The organism is Synechococcus sp. MIT S9451, assembly GCF_047304725.1.
GTDB lineage: Bacteria > Cyanobacteriota > Cyanobacteriia > PCC-6307 > Cyanobiaceae > Synechococcus_C.
In genome coordinates this window covers 1,796,854-1,812,423 of record NZ_CP138971.1, presented here as the reverse complement: position 1 = coordinate 1,812,423, position 15,570 = coordinate 1,796,854, and the positions used below count along the sequence as shown (strand labels likewise).

The window sequence follows — 15,570 nt, the reverse complement described above, 5'->3', positions numbered from 1 at the left end:
AGAGAGAGAGAGAGAGAGAGATGCCTAGCGAATTAATTCCGCATAGAGCTAATTGTTGTCGTTGTTGAGCCGTTCTCGCCTTTGCTGCGCTCTCTTCATCCGCTCTTGCACCTCATAGTTTGTTGTGCGGGTAAATGAGTAGATGAGCACGACCACGATCGCAGCAAGCCCAAGAGCAAGAAAGACAAGATAATAACTTGGCACTAAGTCCAGCATAGGCTTAATTGGAAGCTTTAAACGTCATTCATCATAGGCAAAAGACTTGCCCACCGCTTATTTATTTTTCCGGCCAAGACCTTTCGCTTACAAAGAGGTCTTAGGCTCTCTATAACTGCCATTGCAGTGAACGACAATCTCGTCCAACAGATATTTGGGATTTTCTTCAATATGATGCTTCATGCAGTGGTTAAAATAGTTCGCTTCTGTTTCAATTGATCCCATCTTCTGATTGATCTGGATGGCATTAACCATCCCGATACCCAAAAAAATTGTGCCTAGTGTTGCCAGCACTGGATACAGATGGGCATTAATCAAATCACGAGCGTTGGTCATAGCGGTCTAAGGGTCTGAGTCACGTACTAGCCAGGACCTTCCGCTCAGCCCACTTCGTTCTCACAACTAGGTGCCAGGGGTTGCAGAGATGCGGAACAACTTTCTGCAACCGCTTTGCTCGTTCGATCGCGATCTGGTCGCCATTTGTCTGGTTCTTGACTGGTCAAGTCAAAAGCGAGAAATACAAGTGGTAGACAGCAAATCCTGACCATTCTGTCCAGCTGGATGCATGCCAGCTCAGGAGGACGAGGCATGATCGCGGCCATGGCCCTTCTTCTGCAGTGATGACTCGGCACGATGCTCAGACGCTCCTTGCGATGGAGCGCCACGTTCGTCAGCACGGCACAAGCATTAAGGCAGAAGACCTTGATGGCCGCTGGATGCTGCAGAACGTTTGGCCAAAAGGAAGCATCAAGACGGCGGCTCTGAGCAACTGGAGCCTGCGGGGTCTCCAGGCCAGGCTGGACATCACGGCGGTGTCGTCACAATGCCTCCAGATCAGAAATGCGGTCAGGCTTGGACCGTTCGAACTGCGCTTCGAGGGAGAGGGGGCCCTGGAAGGGCCACGCCCCTTACTGACCTTTAGCTTCAACCGCTTGGAGTTGCACGCCTGGGATCGCCCGGTCATCCAGCGCAGCCTCGACGCACCTGCACCAGGTCGACGCCCCTTCTTTGCATTGATCAACCGCGACACCAATGGCTGGTTGGCAGCAAGGGGCCGTGGGGGTGGCCTCGCGCTCTGGAGCCTGGATCAGAAGATGGACAATGGCCAACCAACCAGCGGACACGTCGCGCCAATCCATGCGAGTTGATGAGGGACCGTACGGCGATCCACCCAAAACACGCCGCCGTGATTACTCGATGGTGCTGGCCCAGCTGCTCTGGCGCATGCGCTTCGATCTGCTGCTGTTGCTGGGGTTCTGTGGCCTCGTACTGAGCAACCTGTTGCCAGATGAATGGTTTCAAAGCGAAAGCTTCATTCGCACGTTGGGCATTGCTGTGTCGATCTTCATCGGCTTCCGCAATACCCAGGCGATCAATCGTTGGTGGGAAGCCCGCAAACTCTGGGGATCAGTCGTCAATCACAGCCGCAACTGGAATGACAACCTGACGTCCTTACTAAGCCGTCAGCAACTTCGATCCCAAAACGGACAGAAACTGCTCACGCTGCAGGTGGCAATGGTGTGGCAGCTCAACTTCCAGCTGCGCAACTTCTGGCATAGGGACCTGAGGCATCTACAGGATGGGCTGCTCGCAAAGCTCAGGCTGCCGACCACAGCCACGCTGCGTGAGTTGTCGGAGACCCGAGCCAAAGCTGTGCAAAGCCTGCATCAAGAGGGATGGATCGATGGCTGGGGTCGCCAACAGTTGATGACGGTGGCCAACGCCTGTACCGATGCGATTGGGGGGCTAGAGCGCATCCGCAATACTCCACTACCAGCGTCCTATGACGTGTTTGTGCGCCTGATCAACTGGGTCTTTGGTTGGGAGGTGTTGGTGGAGTTTCACCGCCAGGGAAGTGGCTGGCCGAGCATCCTGATTGGCGTTGCCATCTTCACTTGCTTTCTGATGGCAGAACGAATTGGTGCCTATGTGGAAGGCCCTTTCGATGCTGACGGCAGCAGTTTCTCGCTTCCGCTGAACACCATCTGTCTGACCATCAGTCGCGATCTACTCGGGGACCAGTTCGATCATCTGATCCACCATGATTGCCGCGATCCCGTCCGCTGGAGCTGAGCGAGTGTGCGTCAGCCTTCAAGCCTGCGCCAGAAAGGGCTCCAAAAACTGCAGCGGCCTCGCCATCGTTTCCGAGAAGCCGAGGATGCCGCGATCACGATGCTCATAAAGCACGCTGTCGTCACCATCGAGCAGGAAGGTTCCACCACGCTGAGTGAGCCAATCATCAGAAGGGACGTAGGTGCGCCATTGACCAAGCACCTCGACCATGTTCTGCAAGCGAACACTGGCGAGCTCAAAGGGCCGCTGAAATCCCTCACCACCCGCCAAGCGGAACAGTGGGGTGGCCAAGCGCTGGGGGGCAGAACGATCGCCTGTATAACCCCGCACCACCTCCGCCAACGTGCCTGGGGAACCAATGCCGGCGCACATCATCAGCAAGTTGGGCCATGCACCGCCAGGCACCTGGAGGCCTGCATAAAGCCCTAGCTGTCCATGCAGACAGTTGTCAGCATCCACCTGAAGATGGGTGCGTGGCAGCTTGGTGTAGGAACAAAAACGGTCAGCACTGCCCTGATCACCGATGCCGATGGCCAACAGGTTCAGCCCTGACTGATGCAATAAAGGCAACAGAGGAACGAGAGCCTGGGCGTACTCAATCGAATCAAAGTCGCCAAGCTGGCCAAAGACAAGCACAAGCCTGCGGCTGCCTGGCTCCATGCCCTCGACCAGCGCCAACCGCTTCAGTAATGCTTGAGGTGCCTGCATCCCCACCGGTGATCGAATCCAGGCATGATCGCCGATCCAGTTCAAGACCGACAGCGATGACCGCTCTGCTTGCCATCACCCTGCCCTGGCTTCTGGCCCTACTGCACCTGGTTGGACCTGTTCCTGCGGATCTAGGCCTCCAGGGAGACAGCCTGCGGCCATGCCCAAGCCCAGCTCACTGTGCCCAGAGACAATGGCCCGTGAACGACACCACAGCGGCGTTCGCAGCCCTGGAGCACAACCTGCAGACAACTCCACGCACAATCGTGGTCACGACTGACTCCGAGTTGGGCTATTTGCATGCCACAGCAAGCAGCAGCCTGTTTGGCTTTGTGGATGACATTGAAGTGCATGCCGACAACTCACGAGGCCTCATCGAGGCTCGATCAGAATCACGACTCGGAGACTCAGACCTTGGCGTCAACGCCCGACGTCTTGACGCGATGGCTGAAGCACTGAGCTGAAGAACGGAACAGCCTTGACCAAGCGAAGACCGCATTCTGAAGACCAACCCTCGACACCTCAGATACAATGACAGCCATCAATCCTGCTACTTGCAGACAACAAAAGCGACGAGACAAAGGCAATCATCAAGCCAACCAGGCGCAATCAAAACAAGCACAGCGTAAAGCTGTGCCAGAAGCATCGACGATGCATCACCAAGCTCAGCACTGGATTACCGGATTAAACTCATAATGGCGATCACACTAAATACTGCATGACTGACAAAGACTGTGGTCGACAACGCTGTCACGGCGAAGCCCAGGCCTTGACTTGAGTAGCGTCGGCGCACCAACGCGATGACCGACACCACAAGCGCGATGAAGGCCAACAAAACAATCAATCCATTTGGCACAACAGTACCAATCACGTGCATTAGCTTCCAATCCATTTCTGGCTGGAGGGAGTTCATCAGAAGCCAGAATATCGACTGAAAGAGCTGGAGAAAACCAGCAGCAAGCAAAAGAAGAATTGGCGTGATTTGCATGGTCAACGGCCGTTTCCTCGATGGTTCATGGCGACTTATCGCCATCTCAACAGCCTATCTCTTTACCGAAAACAATCCAGCCCTCTTTAACCCCTATCCCCTAGCATTGAAGGGTGAAACCGAAGCCAGTGCATCAAGGGTGCAAGCAGCGTTGTGAATCCCCAAAACCCTGTAAACGCCATAGACATCATCAGCGCCTAATTTCATTAAAAAAAGCTTGCCGAGGCTTGGAGAAGAGCCCAATAACCTTCGCAATATTTAGAAGAAATGAGTCAGTCTTCGATCATGAAGAGAGGAGCCACCGCCCCTCTTTGCCGCTCAGCATTCAGAGCGCAAAGGATGGCCATCCAAGAGTCAGCCTCACCAGGTGGCAATCGCCTCATCCAGACTGATCAAAGGCTGGTCTATGCCGCTCGTCACCTCGATCACACGGCCAATCGCGGCAGGCGTGTGTAGCGCATCGACACAGCAGCGGGCCACAAGACGGCGTGGGATCGAATCACTGTCCTGCTGATCAGCTGGTGAATAGCGAATTCCTTCAGCCTCAATCCCTTCTTCGCGCTCCGAAAGGCCTCCAGGTCGCACCACCGTCCAGTCAAGACTGCTGGTTTCAAGCACCCGCTCGCCGACGCGCTTCCACACCAGAATCAAGCCAAACAAATTCAAGGGATGACGCCAACGACCGGTGCAAAGCGAGCTCACTAAAACCACCCGACGCACACCCACCCGCAGGCAGCTCTCAACCTGACGTTGAACCCCCCAGGCATCCACGCGCATCGGCCCGGTGAGATCGATCGAAGGACGAGCTCCTGTGGCAATCACAAGCGCATCCACGCCGGAGAGGGCCGCATCCAGGGCTGAAGAATCCGTCAACGACAACCTGTGTTGATCGCAGCTCGAGAGCGAAGCGGGGAGCTTGGAATCAGTCCGCAGCAACAATCTCGGTCGATCTCCCCTTGCCTGCACTTCTTCAGCAATCCGATACCCGGTTTTGCCGGAAGCGCCGCTAATGGCAACGTTGAGCGTCATGGTCTGCAGGCAGGGATGCGACGCTAACGGCCGACACCAACCGCCGCCAGCGTTGCCATGGGTTGGAAACCTGCACAAGCGTGGACCAGCCAGGAGGCTGTGGGGGGCTATCGCCATTTCCGCCTGGTGATGCAGGGAGGGCGTGGAAACGAACGGTGGGTGGAACTTGAGGCTGTTCTCGACGCCAGCACCCGCAGGCGAATTGCTTGGCGAGATCTTTGCGACCGAGAGCAGTGGAGCAGCGGCTGGCAACAGATCCCCCCACAAGAAACAGTGGAAACGTCCAGGCCCGAGAGGCCTGAAGCCGACGCTGATCCCAGCAGCCACAACAACGCCAAAGCTTCGCAATGATGCGCAGATCGGTGAGGACTGTCTTTGGTATCCCAGGTGCTGACCCAGGCCCAGCGCATCAAGCTGGACAGCGATGACGACGCGGTCTTTTATCGCGATCCCCGCTTTGTTCATCACCTCGATGCCGGCTTCCGGCAGCGCCTGACCCAGCTCTACCGAGAGCGGCTTCACCCCACGGCAACCCTGCTGGATCTGATGTCGTCATGGGTCTCCCACCTCCCCGACGACATCCGTTATGAGCGGGTCATTGGCCACGGCCTCAACGGACAGGAGCTGGCTGCCAATCCTCGACTTGACAGTCACTGGATGCAGAACCTCAACCTCGAACAGACCCTGCCACTTCCGGACAACTTCATCGACACCAGCCTGATCGTGGCGGGATGGCAGTACCTGCAATACCCGGAAGCAGTGGCCGCCGAGCTGCTTCGCATCACGCGGCCTGGAGGCCAAGTGATCGTGTCGTTCTCCAACCGAATGTTCTTCACCAAAGCCCCTCAGATTTGGACCGAGGCTGATGACCGTGGACATCTTGATTACGTTTGCGACGTGCTGACAGCACAGGGCTGGAGCGACCCGATCCGAATCGCCGAGGAGACCAAGGCGACCGGGATGATGGGACTTCTGGGAGGGCAAGGGGATCCCTTCTTATCCGTGACGGCCAGTAAGCAGTAGCCGTGACGACCAAACGCCCATGTCAGTGATGAGAGTCGTTGGCAGACGAAGTGACCATGGCTAGCCCGGGATCAAGTTCCAGGAGACAAGGCCATGGCTCCCATCGACAAGCATCTCTACGACGACACCATGGAGGAGCCAAGACACGAAGGGGTAGCCGCACCACCCAGGCCAGACCCTCTCGGCAACGAAGCGGCTGCGGGAACAGGCCAACTCAACGTGGCGCGGATGCGTCAAATCCTGAGTGAGCAGGGCCGCCAGGTTGCCGATGCGATCGATCCGCTCCAGAAAAAACTGGATCTCAAGCTGCACGAACTGGATGAAACCCTGCGGCCGAAGCTGCAACAGCCGGTGAAGGAGAAGCCCCTTCTCTCCGTGGCCATCTCAGCCGGGGTCGGGGTCTTGCTGGGCAGCCTCGGCGCCTTGACCCTCCTGGGCGGTACCAGATCCCGTTCAGGCGATTGAGCCGTCGGATTAAAGCCCGAGCGTGTCTAGCAATTGCTGCTGGACACGCGGCCCAGCGATCGCATGGGCCGCCATCGCACCACTGGCTGCCACAGGCGGGATGCCGATCCCCGGGAACGTACTGGCACCGCAACGCCACAATTGCTTGAGGGGAGTGTTGACGCCTGGGAATAACCCTTTCGCGGCAGAGAGTGCAGGTCCGTAGCTCCCCTGATGCACGTTGAGATAATGACGATGGGTCAGCGGTGTGCCCTCCATCACCACATGGCAGCGATCGCGCAAATCGGGGATCCGCTGCTCCAACACTGACCAAAACAGCTGACAACGCTCCTGCTTAAGCGCTCTGTAAGCAGCGGACCCCCGTTCCAACTCGGCCCAGCGATGCCATGGCTCACTCGCCGGGGTGTAGGCGTGCAGGACATGGTGGCCGTCAGGTGCCATCGCCGGATCGAGCACGGAGGGGATCGAGAACACGGCCGTGTTCTGCTCGGCATCAATCGGTCGATTCCAATCGCCCACCCACACCTGATGCAGTGGAAGGGGGTCGAGGCCGCTGGCGTCAAAGCCAAGATGAAGATGGAGGAAAGAACCACAAGCCGGGGTCATCTCAAGCTGCTTGCACCAGCGCCGGGCGGCCCCATCCGGCAACATTTGCACCGTTCCCCAGGCATCGACATTGCTCACAACAGCATCGGCACCAATGCGATCGCCATTGCTCAGTTGAACGCCGCAGACGCGGTCGCCGTCGAGACAAAGCTGCCGCACTCTGGTGTGGCAGCGCAACGTACCGCCGTGCCGCACCAGACCCTGCACCAGTGCATGAACGACAGCGGCACTACCGCCCTTGGGGTAATCCAGACAGGCCTGCGGCTCAAACCACTGAGCGAACAAGCTGGCCATGGCTGCGGCATTTGTTTGCCCCATCGGCATGCCACTGATCAAGAAGCAAAGAAGATCCACCCAATGGCGTAGGAACGGATCCTGGAGATGGCGATCCACCAGCGGACCAAACGCCCCGTTCAGATGACGCAGAGCCGGTAGATGGGGAAGCAGGCGCCCACCACGACGCAACAACGCTCCCATGGCATCAGCCCCGGGGGGAAGGGCAAGCAAGGGAAGGGCCTCGGCGGCGGCAGCCACCGGTTGCAAGGCCTTGGCAAAGTTTCGCCACTCTGCTTGCACCGCAGCACCACGCAAACTCTTCACCACCTGCTCGAAGCCGCTGCTGCCGACACCGATGCGCAGATCTCCTTCGGGACACAGCACGTCCCAATCGCGATAGGTGATCAGATCAAGGGGTTGATCAAGGGCCCGCAGAATCTGGGCCAGGGGATTGGTGCTGGGCCAGCAACTGAGACCGCTCCATAACGATGGGCCCGATTCGAAGTGATAACCGGCACGATTGAAACCATGGGCTGCACCACCGGGAGTTGCATGATCTTCCAGCACCAGCACCTCATGACCGGCCCTCGCCAATAGGGCCGCACAGCACAGCCCGCCGATGCCGCTGCCGATCACAATCACCTCGGTGCGTTCTTGCGTCATCGCCGACCTCCATCGCAGCAAAGGCTTGATTGAGCAAGCAGGCAAGAGACCAGATCCACGGCGCTTCCCTTGGCCCCATCGCCCATGGGAAGCGCCGTGGCAACACCCGGAGCCTTGATCGAGTTCCCGCAGAAGCCAAGCGCTAACCATTCACACCCCTGCCATGCCGCTGGCAGGGGATGGGAGGCGAGCACAGAGGTGCCTGCAAGCCTTTCTCCGATCAAAGCCAAATCGCAGTCGCACCTGGTCATAGGTCAACCTCGATCACCAAAGACGTGATCCTGTTTCACTTATAGGCTGCAGGCACCATGATCGAGGCAAGCTCCATGCCGGCATCAGCAACTGCAGGCCAACGCATCGTTGCCATGCTGCGCCGAACACCTCCCCTGGTGTTGCCGATGCTGGTTCTTAGCGCCGGACTGGTGACCGCGGGATCCGTCGCCGTGCGTGGGATCCGCACATCCGCTGACACGATCACGGTGACCGGGGCCAGCACCGAGCGCATCAAGAGTGACTATGTGGACTGGACGGTGGAAGTGCGGGGCAACGGCTCCAGCCAACAAGAGGCCTATCAGGCCCTCGAGCCCCAGGTGGAGCGGGCCGTGGCTTTCCTCAAGGAGCAGAACGTACCGGAAAGCTCCATCCAACTTGGAGTGATTCAGTCGAGCAGTCAAGACGTGCGCAACCGCGTCACCGGCGCCCTGATCACCACCCGATGGACCACCCGGCAGCCGATCCTGATCGGCAGCAGCGATGTCGGTCTGATTAGTGGTGTCTCGCGCCGGATCGGCGACCTGGTGGGCCAAGGCGTTCCCATCAGCATCCGCCAGCCGGCCTACACCTTCACCCGCCTCTCGGAGAAACGGGTCGACATGCTGGCCAAAGCCACAGCTGACGCCAAACGCAGAGCAGAAGCCATTGCCCAGCAGGCTGGCTCGGGGATCGGCGCGATCACCAAGGCCGACACAGGCACCTTCCAGATCACGGTGCCCAACTCCACAAGCATGAGCAGTTACGGCTCCTACGACACCAGCACGATCTGGAAAGACATCACCGCCGTGATGGGTGTGACCTTCCGGGTCCAGTGAGCCCAGCGGATCAGGGCCTCCCTCCCTGGCGACCGTTGTTGAAACATGCCCGCCTGAAGGAAGGGCATTCTCCGATGGGGCGATGGCTACAACTGGCATCGATTGGCCCGGATGGGAGTCCAAGGGTTCGAACCCTGGTGTTCCGAGGATGGTGGAATCACAACAGCCTTGAACTGCTCACGGATGGGCGGAGCGCCAAGCAACAGGAACTGCAGCGCGATCCTCGCTTTGAACTGTGCTGGCTGCTGCCCAAAGCCCAAAGCCAATTCCGCCTGCGCGGACATCAACACCACCTGGATCGGGATGAACGGATGCAAAGGCAACGCCACCACTGGCTAGGGCTGCAACCCGAGGCACGCGCGTTGTGGGGATGGCCACCGCCCGGTCAGGAGCTAGACAGCGCAGGCGACTGGCCTACTGCGATTCCAAACGGCACAACGATGCCCGACAGCTTTGCGCTGCTGCGTCTGGAGATCACCCATGTGGATCTTCTTGAGCTGACTCAGTCGCCTCACCGTCGCCGATGCTGGAGCGCCGAAAATGGGTGGAAGGAAGTCGCACTGAATCCCTGACCACCCCCGCCCCCAGGCCTCAGCCAGCCATCTCCTGGTCGCTGCTGCTTCCCCTTGTGCTTGTGGGGATCGCATGGCTCCAAGAACTGCTTGACACCGTTTTATTTGGGGGCCAATGGAACCTTCCCCTCGGTCCTGGCACCCCCTGGTGGTCTGTATTCACAGCCCCTTTCAGCCACAGCGGCTTCGGCCATCTACTCACCAACACGCTGGTCTTTCTCCCCCTCAGCTATCTCGTCATCAGCCAAGGGATGCGCTCTTATCTGGCCGTTTGGATTGGCGTGATCAGCGTCGAAATCCCGATCTGGCTGTTATGGCCAGCGCGAAGTCACGGCCTCTCAGGCATCGTCTATGGACTGCTGGGCTACCTGCTTCTGCTGGGATTGATCGAGAAGCGTTTGATCACATTGGGCCTGAGCGTGCTGGCCTTGAGCCTCTATGGCTCTGCTCTGATCGGACTGCTGCCCTGGGCCTCTCCCCCTGGTGTGAGCTGGATCGGCCATGCCGGAGGATTCATCGGAGGCGTGCTGGCCGCTGTGATCACGGCCCGTCCGAAGGATTAACCCTGAGCAGGTATCGCTCGTTCCACGCAGGTCCCTTTCGCTTCGATTTTGAGATCCTGCCTTGAGGTCTCTGGGATCTTGAAATCCATTTGAATAGCCATGGTCTGCTCAAAGGAGAAGGAAAGACGCCGGGGATTCAGGCGCAGCAGTCCTGACGTGCGCAGTCGTCCCATGCTTTGAACAGGTGCTTCTGGTTCGCTGGGAGGCAACACGATCAAGGGATGCTCATAGGCAAAATCCATCAGCACCTGCCCCCCCTCCAAGCGCGGAGTGCCATCGGTTAGATGACGCAAATCACTGCGCTCCTCAGCCAGATTTCGCGGCGTGATCGCGATGGGAACACCGCCCTCAGCCATGGTGAGCGTGAACGCAGCCTTCTCCGACTTGATGGAGGTTGGCGCCACCGGCTTTCCATTGGATGTGACCCGCTCTGGATCGATCGTGCAACGCAACAGGTAAACCGGCGGGAGAGAGTTCTGAACCTGAGCCAACAGCATCAGCGCAACCGGGATCACGGTTCCTCCTGGGAGAGAAAACGCCCTGAGAACCGAACAGCCATGACGACACTTGCAGCGCCATAAGCGATGAAGGTGGTCGCCTGGGCGAAGGAACCAGTGCTGTACACCTCGCCAGCGAGCAGGAGCGAATCGATCAAGGAGGCGACGGTTCCCCACAGAACCACCCACACGGAGACGTAGATCACACCTCTCACAACGGGACTCATTGTCATCACTGCAGAGATGGTGAGGTTAGAGGCAACCGTTCTCGAGGCTGCTGTGGCGATGCCGCTCTGACGATGCTGCTGTGAAGAGGCGGCTCAGCCCCCTTCCATCGATTGCTGATGGCTGTGCTGCCGATAAAGGTCACTGATCGGGTCGATCGGATCATCCGCCACAGGAGCAGAGTCGCAGTCTCCTGAAGGGGACGAGGGAGGCTTCGCCTTGGACTGTTCAAGGTCCTTCTCCTCCCGCTTCAGGATCCGGGCGAAGGCGTCGCTGGAATCATCCCGCTGACTGGATCTGCGTTGAGAGGCCATATACCGATCCGAGAGAACAGTCTGACGAACGCCTCAGGCAGGCGGCTGCTGGGAGCTGTGGCTGGATAGCTCACAGCCGAACTCGCAGCTGTTGAGGCCCTGAGCCTTGGGGTCAGCATCCTGGAGCCGCTGAAGGATGTGGCGAAGATCAGAGCCTGCCAGCTCACCATTGGATTCCCACTTCAGGCTGGTTCCTCGACGGGGATTACCTGCGTTGGTCATACGTCTTCCTCGGCAACAACACTCTGGATCGCCGCAACAGCAGCACGCAAAACAGAGCGGCAAGCCTTAATGGAAGTTAAAAACGGTAGCGATTGCTACACAAAGCCTCGCAAGCGGCCTGTGGCCCTAGGGTCCGCCCCTGTCGTGGCGCGCAACCCTTGAGACAACGAGAGCGGGCCAACCACGTCCTCCAACGGCTGAACGAGGCCTACCCAGAACCACCGATCCCCCTTGACCACAGCGACCCTTTCACGCTGCTGATCGCCGTTCTGCTCAGCGCCCAGTGCACTGACAAAAAAGTGAACGAAGTCACACCCGCGCTATTCGCTGCGGGACCCACCCCGCAGGCCATGGCCGGCCTCGAGGAAGACACGATCCGCCACCACATCCGTCAGCTGGGCCTAGCCAAAACAAAAGCACGAAACGTCAAAAAGCTGGCCCAGATCCTTGTGGTCGCCCACAACAGCGAAGTGCCCGCAAGCTTTGAGCAACTCGAGGCACTCCCCGGGGTTGGCCACAAAACGGCCAGCGTGGTGATGGCCCAGGCCTTCGGGGTTCCCGCCTTCCCCGTTGACACGCACATTCATCGTCTGGCCCAACGCTGGGGGCTCAGCTCAGGCGACAGCGTTCAGCGCACCGAGCAAGACCTGAAGAGGCTGTTTCCAGAAGACGCCTGGAATCGACTGCATCTGCAGATCATTTTCTACGGACGAGAACACTGCACAGCGCGTGGCTGCAACGGCACCACCTGCCCGCTCTGCCGAGAGCTTTACCCAAACAGAAGAAGACCAGTCACTTACAAAAAGGCCTAGGAGAAGGGGCCGATCCCGCAAAGGTCTGTTACATTTGTAAATAATTCGACATCTCAACATGGCCAACCAGCAAGCCACAGAGAAATGGTTCCAAGACAGTGCAGCCCGATCCATTCATGCCGACCAGCTGCGCAAGGTCGAGCTCTTTAACGGCCGTGCCGCCATGCTCGGCTTCGTGATCGGAGTGATCGTGGAAGGGCTTACCGGCCAGGGAATACTCCATCAGATCGGCCTTGGACCTCTGGTGGATGGCTATGCAGCCTGCAGCACAAAGATGCTTCCCTTCTGCTTCTGAACAGTCCTCTAGCACCCTGTTGTCGGGCGGGTCGGGCGTAGCCTGACCCTTCGCGACAACCCAGGGATGGCCCGAAAGAGGCGCAAGCTCAATAAAGAGATGGAAGCGGAGATTGCCGCTGCACAAAAGAAGGTGGAGTTCATCTCAGCGATGATCCGCGACATCACCGAAGAAGACATCCAAAACGAATACGCCGAAGCATTTGCCCAGGTCCACCTCGCTGCCAAACACCTGGAAGAGCTCTACAAACTCGAGGGCTTTACCGAGGAAAGCGAGGGCACCTTGGCGCTTTACAACGGATTGCTGGCCAACTTCGAAGAGGAATACGAGCTCTAAGCGCTGATTTGCAATCTCGGCAGAGCTGCAACGATCAGCGCATAAATGCGGTGGAGAGGGCGACAAGCCTGTACAACCGGTCCATCACCGTTGTTTGCCGCGGAGACCAAGCATGTCCGAGGTCAAAGGGACTTCAACTGCGCCGACCGCTTCTTGGTTCACGTTGGCCATGGCTTGCCGATGGCCTCTGGCCTTGGTGCTGAGCGCTTGGGCTCTCGCCGTGGCGGCCATTCAAATTTTGCGGGAACCCATCCCCATTGCTCTGTCACAAGACCAACCCTTCCCGGTGCGCTTGGTCGGTGATCTCAAGATCGATTCCCTGCGCCAACCCGTGAGCATTCAAGGGGCGGAGGCTCTCCAAATCCAAGCCGCCGACACCTTGCCGGTGCAAGGGCAGGTCGACGTCAAAGGCGATGTCGACATTGCCGGCAACGTCACGGTGGATGCGGTCAGAGATCCGGTCAGCGTGCAGGGTGAAGACGCAGGTCCCGTTCTCGTGGGAACGAGCCAGGATCAACCCGTTCAAGTGGACGTGAGTGGTGGCATCGATGTCAACCAAGTGAACGGAAAGATCAATGTGCAGCTGCGGAATGCAGCCAAATCGATGCTGCCGATTCCCTGATGGCGGCGAATCACGCTGACCATGGGCTGAACCTGCCGCCCCTCAAGCTGGCCGTCGTCGGCCATCAGGAGTGGGTGACCTTTCTGCAGGTCGACGCCTTGCCCCGGCCGGGACGCGTGGGCCGTGCCCATCAATCTCTGGAGGAACCTGCGGGAGCCGGAGCAGTCGTCGCGGTCCAGCTGGCGCGGCTCACGGGGCGACGGGTGTCCTTTTTTACAGCTCTCGGCCGGGATGCAATCGGCGAACGCAGCATCGAACGTCTGCGTGAGCTGGGCGTCGACCCGCTCGTCGCCTGGCGAGATGCACCAAGCCGACGCGGCATCAGCCTTGTGGAGAGGGGGGGTGATCGAGCAATCACCGTGATTGGTGAGCGCCATAGCCCGCTTGCAAGCGATGACTTGCCCTGGGAGCTTCTCTCCAGCTGTGATGGCGTGTTTGTCTCAGCCACCGATGCTGCCGGCCTGCAGCGCGCACGACGATGTTCCCTGCTCACCGCAACGCCCCGCCTCTCGATAGGCGTGCTGCAAGAGGCAGGCGTTGGAATTGATGCCCTGATCGGCAGCGCACTCGATCCGAGCGAACAAGTGCCAGAGGATGCTTTACAGCCTGCTCCTCAGCTCACGATCAGGACCGAAGGAGAGCAAGGGGGTGATCTCAAGCCAGGCGGTCGTTATGCAGCATGCACCCCCACCCATGAGCCTGTTGACTCGTATGGATGTGGAGATAGTTTTGCCGCAGGCGTAACAGCCGGACTGGCAGCTGGGTGGACGCCAGCTGAGGCAGCACGCCTGGGAGCATGGTGTGGCGCCGAATGCGTTACACGCTTCGGACCTTACTGATCATCTTTCGGCACGAAGGCCTGCGACAAGGCCACCAGAATGCCGGCAATCAGCAGGGCGGGCAGGATCACAGTTGGGCCGCCAGGAGACGTCTGAGAGGCAAACAGCAGAGGCATTACTCACAGTCTGATGAACGCTGACAGCCTGCCTGAAGCAGGTGGCAACAGCACAAGCGGCAACCTTTCGATATGAAATCCTCGAACCCATGCGTTGGCCTGCAGTGCTGCGACTGCGGTGCGCTGCTGTTGTTCTCCTGCAAGGGCGTCGGACCTCACTCGGATGCGTTCACCGTGGTAACCAGGCCCTCGCGACGCCAGATCTAGGAGCTTTCCCCGGAAGAGTTCCCTCTGTTCTCACTGCTGACGCACAGAACCCCAGACACAGATCACAGGGCTTGAGCATTAAGGACAGGATTTAGCCATTGCTCGAGCCCCACAAAGAGTGTGCCTTAAATCACATCGCTTCGTTCACGTGTCGAAATGATCATCGATCCCTTCCACGCAATTTTGACGAGGTTAGAACCAAGGGACTTCTCCATATCGACATGGCCAACTACAAGGTGACCATTCTCAGCGAAGGCCAAGAAACAGTCTTCGACTGTCCCGATGACCAATACATCCTCGATGCAGCAGAAGAGAAAGGACTGGACCTCCCATATTCATGCCGTGCAGGAGCCTGCTCGACTTGTGCCGGCAAAGTGATGACTGGTTCTGTCGATCAAAGTGATCAGAGCTTCCTCGACGACGACCAGATCGAAGCAGGATTTGCGCTGCTCTGTGTCGCCTATCCCACCAGCGACTGCAAAGTGAGCGCTAACGCCGAAGAACAACTGTATTGAGTTCGTCGTCAGAGGCCCAAAAGGATGGCCATCGCCGAGCGCCTGCCTGCCAACCCAGCGGGCGACCATTCCCAGCAATGAGATCGAGCCATCGCTGAAGCTAACGACCTGAAGCGACGCAACCAAGGCCCTCTCCAATCATGCATGCCTGCGATCATCCAAACGATGATTGCAGGCAGATCTCATCGCAAGAACAGTCATGCTTGCCGATGAATGGTTTTCTGGGCGTACTGATTCAATTCAAGCAACACCCCGAACAAGACTGAAATCAGTCGCGTCAACACCAAGTTGTTGCAACTG

26 protein-coding genes are annotated in these 15,570 nt (G+C 58.4%); 16 read left to right on the top strand and 10 right to left on the bottom strand.

What is annotated here, in order from left to right; translation table 11 throughout:
- Window positions 1-303 precede the first annotated feature (303 nt).
- Window positions 304-552 carry a hypothetical protein gene (locus SIB72_RS09430; RefSeq protein ID WP_115120870.1) on the bottom strand — a complete coding sequence of 83 codons (249 nt, stop codon included), beginning with the start codon at window positions 550-552 and terminating at the stop codon, window positions 304-306.
- A gap of 284 nt (window positions 553-836) precedes the next feature.
- Between SIB72_RS09430 and SIB72_RS09425 the strand changes: the two genes are divergently transcribed.
- Entirely contained in the window at window positions 837-1,364 is a 528-nt protein-coding gene (locus SIB72_RS09425; RefSeq protein WP_115120869.1) for a hypothetical protein, read from the top strand.
- Window positions 1,354-2,289, top strand: a complete 936-nt coding sequence (locus tag SIB72_RS09420) for a bestrophin family ion channel (RefSeq protein ID WP_115120868.1) — start codon at window positions 1,354-1,356, stop codon at window positions 2,287-2,289. Before SIB72_RS09425 ends, SIB72_RS09420 begins: the two co-directional genes overlap by 11 nt.
- An 18-nt stretch (window positions 2,290-2,307) precedes the next feature.
- Here the strand turns inward: SIB72_RS09420 and SIB72_RS09415 are convergent, their stop codons facing one another.
- On the bottom strand, window positions 2,308-2,997 hold the full coding sequence (locus tag SIB72_RS09415) for a peroxiredoxin-like family protein (RefSeq protein ID WP_413743719.1): 690 nt from the start codon (window positions 2,995-2,997) through the stop codon (window positions 2,308-2,310).
- Between the two features lie 56 nt (window positions 2,998-3,053).
- Here SIB72_RS09415 and SIB72_RS09410 point away from each other — a divergent pair, with 56 nt between their 5' ends.
- Complete coding sequence (locus SIB72_RS09410) at window positions 3,054-3,461, top strand: DUF1499 domain-containing protein (protein WP_115120867.1); 408 nt, start codon at window positions 3,054-3,056, stop codon at window positions 3,459-3,461.
- A 212-nt stretch (window positions 3,462-3,673) separates the two neighbouring features.
- Here the strand turns inward: SIB72_RS09410 and SIB72_RS09405 are convergent, their stop codons facing one another.
- Window positions 3,674-3,991 carry a hypothetical protein gene (locus SIB72_RS09405; RefSeq protein WP_137007080.1) on the bottom strand — a complete coding sequence of 106 codons (318 nt, stop codon included), beginning with the start codon at window positions 3,989-3,991 and terminating at the stop codon, window positions 3,674-3,676.
- Here SIB72_RS09405 and SIB72_RS09400 point away from each other — a divergent pair.
- On the top strand, window positions 3,984-4,142 hold the full coding sequence (locus SIB72_RS09400) for a hypothetical protein (protein WP_413743718.1): 159 nt from the start codon (window positions 3,984-3,986) through the stop codon (window positions 4,140-4,142). The two genes, SIB72_RS09405 and SIB72_RS09400, sit on opposite strands and share 8 nt — an antisense overlap.
- Before the next feature lie 203 nt (window positions 4,143-4,345).
- Here the strand turns inward: SIB72_RS09400 and SIB72_RS09395 are convergent, their stop codons facing one another.
- Entirely contained in the window at window positions 4,346-5,014 is a 669-nt protein-coding gene (locus SIB72_RS09395; RefSeq protein ID WP_115120865.1) for an NAD(P)H-binding protein, read from the bottom strand.
- Between the two features lie 57 nt (window positions 5,015-5,071).
- Here SIB72_RS09395 and SIB72_RS09390 point away from each other — a divergent pair, with 57 nt between their 5' ends.
- From SIB72_RS09390 to SIB72_RS09380, 3 genes are all read left to right on the top strand, one after another.
- Window positions 5,072-5,365 (top strand): TIGR02450 family Trp-rich protein, encoded by a 294-nt coding sequence (locus SIB72_RS09390; RefSeq protein ID WP_115120864.1) that lies wholly within the window; start codon window positions 5,072-5,074, stop codon window positions 5,363-5,365.
- Between the two features lie 24 nt (window positions 5,366-5,389).
- Window positions 5,390-6,037, top strand: coding sequence for a class I SAM-dependent methyltransferase (locus tag SIB72_RS09385; protein ID WP_115120863.1), 648 nt, complete (start codon window positions 5,390-5,392; stop codon window positions 6,035-6,037).
- A gap of 93 nt (window positions 6,038-6,130) precedes the next feature.
- Complete coding sequence (locus SIB72_RS09380) at window positions 6,131-6,502, top strand: hypothetical protein (protein WP_413743717.1); 372 nt, start codon at window positions 6,131-6,133, stop codon at window positions 6,500-6,502.
- Between the two features lie 9 nt (window positions 6,503-6,511).
- Here the strand turns inward: SIB72_RS09380 and SIB72_RS09375 are convergent, their stop codons facing one another.
- Entirely contained in the window at window positions 6,512-8,047 is a 1,536-nt protein-coding gene (locus SIB72_RS09375) for a phytoene desaturase family protein (protein WP_413743716.1), read from the bottom strand.
- A gap of 326 nt (window positions 8,048-8,373) precedes the next feature.
- On the opposite strand from SIB72_RS09375, the gene SIB72_RS09370 reads away from it, so the two are divergent.
- From SIB72_RS09370 to SIB72_RS09360, 3 genes are read left to right on the top strand one after another with little or no spacing between them, the layout of a single operon-like run.
- Complete coding sequence (locus SIB72_RS09370; RefSeq protein WP_413743715.1) at window positions 8,374-9,135, top strand: SIMPL domain-containing protein; 762 nt, start codon at window positions 8,374-8,376, stop codon at window positions 9,133-9,135.
- Window positions 9,132-9,707 (top strand): pyridoxamine 5'-phosphate oxidase family protein, encoded by a 576-nt coding sequence (locus SIB72_RS09365; RefSeq protein ID WP_115120859.1) that lies wholly within the window; start codon window positions 9,132-9,134, stop codon window positions 9,705-9,707. The genes SIB72_RS09370 and SIB72_RS09365 overlap by 4 nt, the downstream gene beginning before the upstream one ends.
- Complete coding sequence (locus SIB72_RS09360) at window positions 9,659-10,270, top strand: rhomboid family intramembrane serine protease (RefSeq protein ID WP_413743714.1); 612 nt, start codon at window positions 9,659-9,661, stop codon at window positions 10,268-10,270. The genes SIB72_RS09365 and SIB72_RS09360 overlap by 49 nt, the downstream gene beginning before the upstream one ends.
- On the opposite strand, the gene SIB72_RS09355 is transcribed toward SIB72_RS09360, so the two are convergent.
- From SIB72_RS09355 to SIB72_RS09340, 4 genes are all read right to left on the bottom strand, one after another.
- The gene (locus tag SIB72_RS09355) at window positions 10,267-10,767 is read right to left on the bottom strand and encodes a hypothetical protein (RefSeq protein WP_413743713.1); all 501 of its coding nucleotides are present in this window, start codon (window positions 10,765-10,767) and stop codon (window positions 10,267-10,269) included. The genes SIB72_RS09360 and SIB72_RS09355 overlap by 4 nt on opposite strands.
- A gap of 14 nt (window positions 10,768-10,781) precedes the next feature.
- Complete coding sequence (locus tag SIB72_RS09350) at window positions 10,782-10,994, bottom strand: hypothetical protein (protein WP_115120856.1); 213 nt, start codon at window positions 10,992-10,994, stop codon at window positions 10,782-10,784.
- Window positions 10,995-11,087: 93 nt separating this feature from the next.
- Window positions 11,088-11,306, bottom strand: coding sequence for a hypothetical protein (locus SIB72_RS09345; protein WP_413743712.1), 219 nt, complete (start codon window positions 11,304-11,306; stop codon window positions 11,088-11,090).
- A 33-nt stretch (window positions 11,307-11,339) separates the two neighbouring features.
- A complete protein-coding gene (locus tag SIB72_RS09340) occupies window positions 11,340-11,528 on the bottom strand; it encodes a hypothetical protein (RefSeq protein ID WP_115120854.1) in 189 nt (62 codons plus the stop codon).
- Between the two features lie 158 nt (window positions 11,529-11,686).
- Here SIB72_RS09340 and nth point away from each other — a divergent pair, with 158 nt between their 5' ends.
- From nth to SIB72_RS09315, 5 genes are all read left to right on the top strand, one after another.
- A complete protein-coding gene (gene nth / locus SIB72_RS09335; RefSeq protein ID WP_413743711.1) occupies window positions 11,687-12,340 on the top strand; it encodes an endonuclease III in 654 nt (217 codons plus the stop codon).
- Between the two features lie 58 nt (window positions 12,341-12,398).
- Window positions 12,399-12,635, top strand: coding sequence for a chlorophyll a/b-binding protein (locus tag SIB72_RS09330; protein ID WP_413743710.1), 237 nt, complete (start codon window positions 12,399-12,401; stop codon window positions 12,633-12,635).
- A 66-nt stretch (window positions 12,636-12,701) separates the two neighbouring features.
- The gene (locus tag SIB72_RS09325; RefSeq protein WP_115120851.1) at window positions 12,702-12,971 is read left to right on the top strand and encodes a hypothetical protein; all 270 of its coding nucleotides are present in this window, start codon (window positions 12,702-12,704) and stop codon (window positions 12,969-12,971) included.
- Between the two features lie 169 nt (window positions 12,972-13,140).
- Complete coding sequence (locus SIB72_RS09320; RefSeq protein ID WP_413743709.1) at window positions 13,141-13,593, top strand: hypothetical protein; 453 nt, start codon at window positions 13,141-13,143, stop codon at window positions 13,591-13,593.
- Window positions 13,593-14,432 (top strand): PfkB family carbohydrate kinase, encoded by an 840-nt coding sequence (locus SIB72_RS09315; RefSeq protein WP_413743708.1) that lies wholly within the window; start codon window positions 13,593-13,595, stop codon window positions 14,430-14,432. Before SIB72_RS09320 ends, SIB72_RS09315 begins: the two co-directional genes overlap by 1 nt.
- On the opposite strand, the gene SIB72_RS09310 is transcribed toward SIB72_RS09315, so the two are convergent.
- Complete coding sequence (locus SIB72_RS09310; RefSeq protein ID WP_256359591.1) at window positions 14,426-14,548, bottom strand: hypothetical protein; 123 nt, start codon at window positions 14,546-14,548, stop codon at window positions 14,426-14,428. The genes SIB72_RS09315 and SIB72_RS09310 overlap by 7 nt on opposite strands.
- 428 nt (window positions 14,549-14,976) lie before the next feature.
- Here SIB72_RS09310 and SIB72_RS09305 point away from each other — a divergent pair, with 428 nt between their 5' ends.
- Window positions 14,977-15,270, top strand: coding sequence for a ferredoxin (locus SIB72_RS09305; protein WP_115120848.1), 294 nt, complete (start codon window positions 14,977-14,979; stop codon window positions 15,268-15,270).
- Window positions 15,271-15,570 lie beyond the last annotated feature (300 nt).

What these genes read in the sequence shown, in the direction of transcription:
- SIB72_RS09430 (WP_115120870.1), bottom strand. Translation starts at nt 552, where the DNA reads ATGACCAACGCTCGTGATTTGATTAATGCCCATCTGTATCCAGTGCTG.
- SIB72_RS09425 (WP_115120869.1), top strand. Translation starts at nt 837, where the DNA reads ATGACTCGGCACGATGCTCAGACGCTCCTTGCGATGGAGCGCCACGTT.
- SIB72_RS09420 (WP_115120868.1), top strand. Translation starts at nt 1,354, where the DNA reads ATGCGAGTTGATGAGGGACCGTACGGCGATCCACCCAAAACACGCCGC.
- SIB72_RS09415 (WP_413743719.1), bottom strand. Translation starts at nt 2,997, where the DNA reads ATGCAGGCACCTCAAGCATTACTGAAGCGGTTGGCGCTGGTCGAGGGC.
- SIB72_RS09410 (WP_115120867.1), top strand. Translation starts at nt 3,054, where the DNA reads ATGACCGCTCTGCTTGCCATCACCCTGCCCTGGCTTCTGGCCCTACTG.
- SIB72_RS09400 (WP_413743718.1), top strand. Translation starts at nt 3,984, where the DNA reads ATGGTCAACGGCCGTTTCCTCGATGGTTCATGGCGACTTATCGCCATC.
- SIB72_RS09395 (WP_115120865.1), bottom strand. Translation starts at nt 5,014, where the DNA reads ATGACGCTCAACGTTGCCATTAGCGGCGCTTCCGGCAAAACCGGGTAT.
- SIB72_RS09390 (WP_115120864.1), top strand. Translation starts at nt 5,072, where the DNA reads ATGGGTTGGAAACCTGCACAAGCGTGGACCAGCCAGGAGGCTGTGGGG.
- SIB72_RS09380 (WP_413743717.1), top strand. Translation starts at nt 6,131, where the DNA reads ATGGCTCCCATCGACAAGCATCTCTACGACGACACCATGGAGGAGCCA.
- SIB72_RS09375 (WP_413743716.1), bottom strand. Translation starts at nt 8,047, where the DNA reads ATGACGCAAGAACGCACCGAGGTGATTGTGATCGGCAGCGGCATCGGC.
- SIB72_RS09370 (WP_413743715.1), top strand. Translation starts at nt 8,374, where the DNA reads ATGCCGGCATCAGCAACTGCAGGCCAACGCATCGTTGCCATGCTGCGC.
- SIB72_RS09360 (WP_413743714.1), top strand. Translation starts at nt 9,659, where the DNA reads ATGCTGGAGCGCCGAAAATGGGTGGAAGGAAGTCGCACTGAATCCCTG.
- SIB72_RS09355 (WP_413743713.1), bottom strand. Translation starts at nt 10,767, where the DNA reads ATGCTGTTGGCTCAGGTTCAGAACTCTCTCCCGCCGGTTTACCTGTTG.
- SIB72_RS09350 (WP_115120856.1), bottom strand. Translation starts at nt 10,994, where the DNA reads ATGAGTCCCGTTGTGAGAGGTGTGATCTACGTCTCCGTGTGGGTGGTT.
- SIB72_RS09345 (WP_413743712.1), bottom strand. Translation starts at nt 11,306, where the DNA reads ATGGCCTCTCAACGCAGATCCAGTCAGCGGGATGATTCCAGCGACGCC.
- SIB72_RS09340 (WP_115120854.1), bottom strand. Translation starts at nt 11,528, where the DNA reads ATGACCAACGCAGGTAATCCCCGTCGAGGAACCAGCCTGAAGTGGGAA.
- SIB72_RS09330 (WP_413743710.1), top strand. Translation starts at nt 12,399, where the DNA reads ATGGCCAACCAGCAAGCCACAGAGAAATGGTTCCAAGACAGTGCAGCC.
- SIB72_RS09325 (WP_115120851.1), top strand. Translation starts at nt 12,702, where the DNA reads ATGGCCCGAAAGAGGCGCAAGCTCAATAAAGAGATGGAAGCGGAGATT.
- SIB72_RS09320 (WP_413743709.1), top strand. Translation starts at nt 13,141, where the DNA reads ATGGCTTGCCGATGGCCTCTGGCCTTGGTGCTGAGCGCTTGGGCTCTC.
- SIB72_RS09315 (WP_413743708.1), top strand. Translation starts at nt 13,593, where the DNA reads ATGGCGGCGAATCACGCTGACCATGGGCTGAACCTGCCGCCCCTCAAG.
- SIB72_RS09310 (WP_256359591.1), bottom strand. Translation starts at nt 14,548, where the DNA reads ATGCCTCTGCTGTTTGCCTCTCAGACGTCTCCTGGCGGCCCAACTGTG.
- SIB72_RS09305 (WP_115120848.1), top strand. Translation starts at nt 14,977, where the DNA reads ATGGCCAACTACAAGGTGACCATTCTCAGCGAAGGCCAAGAAACAGTC.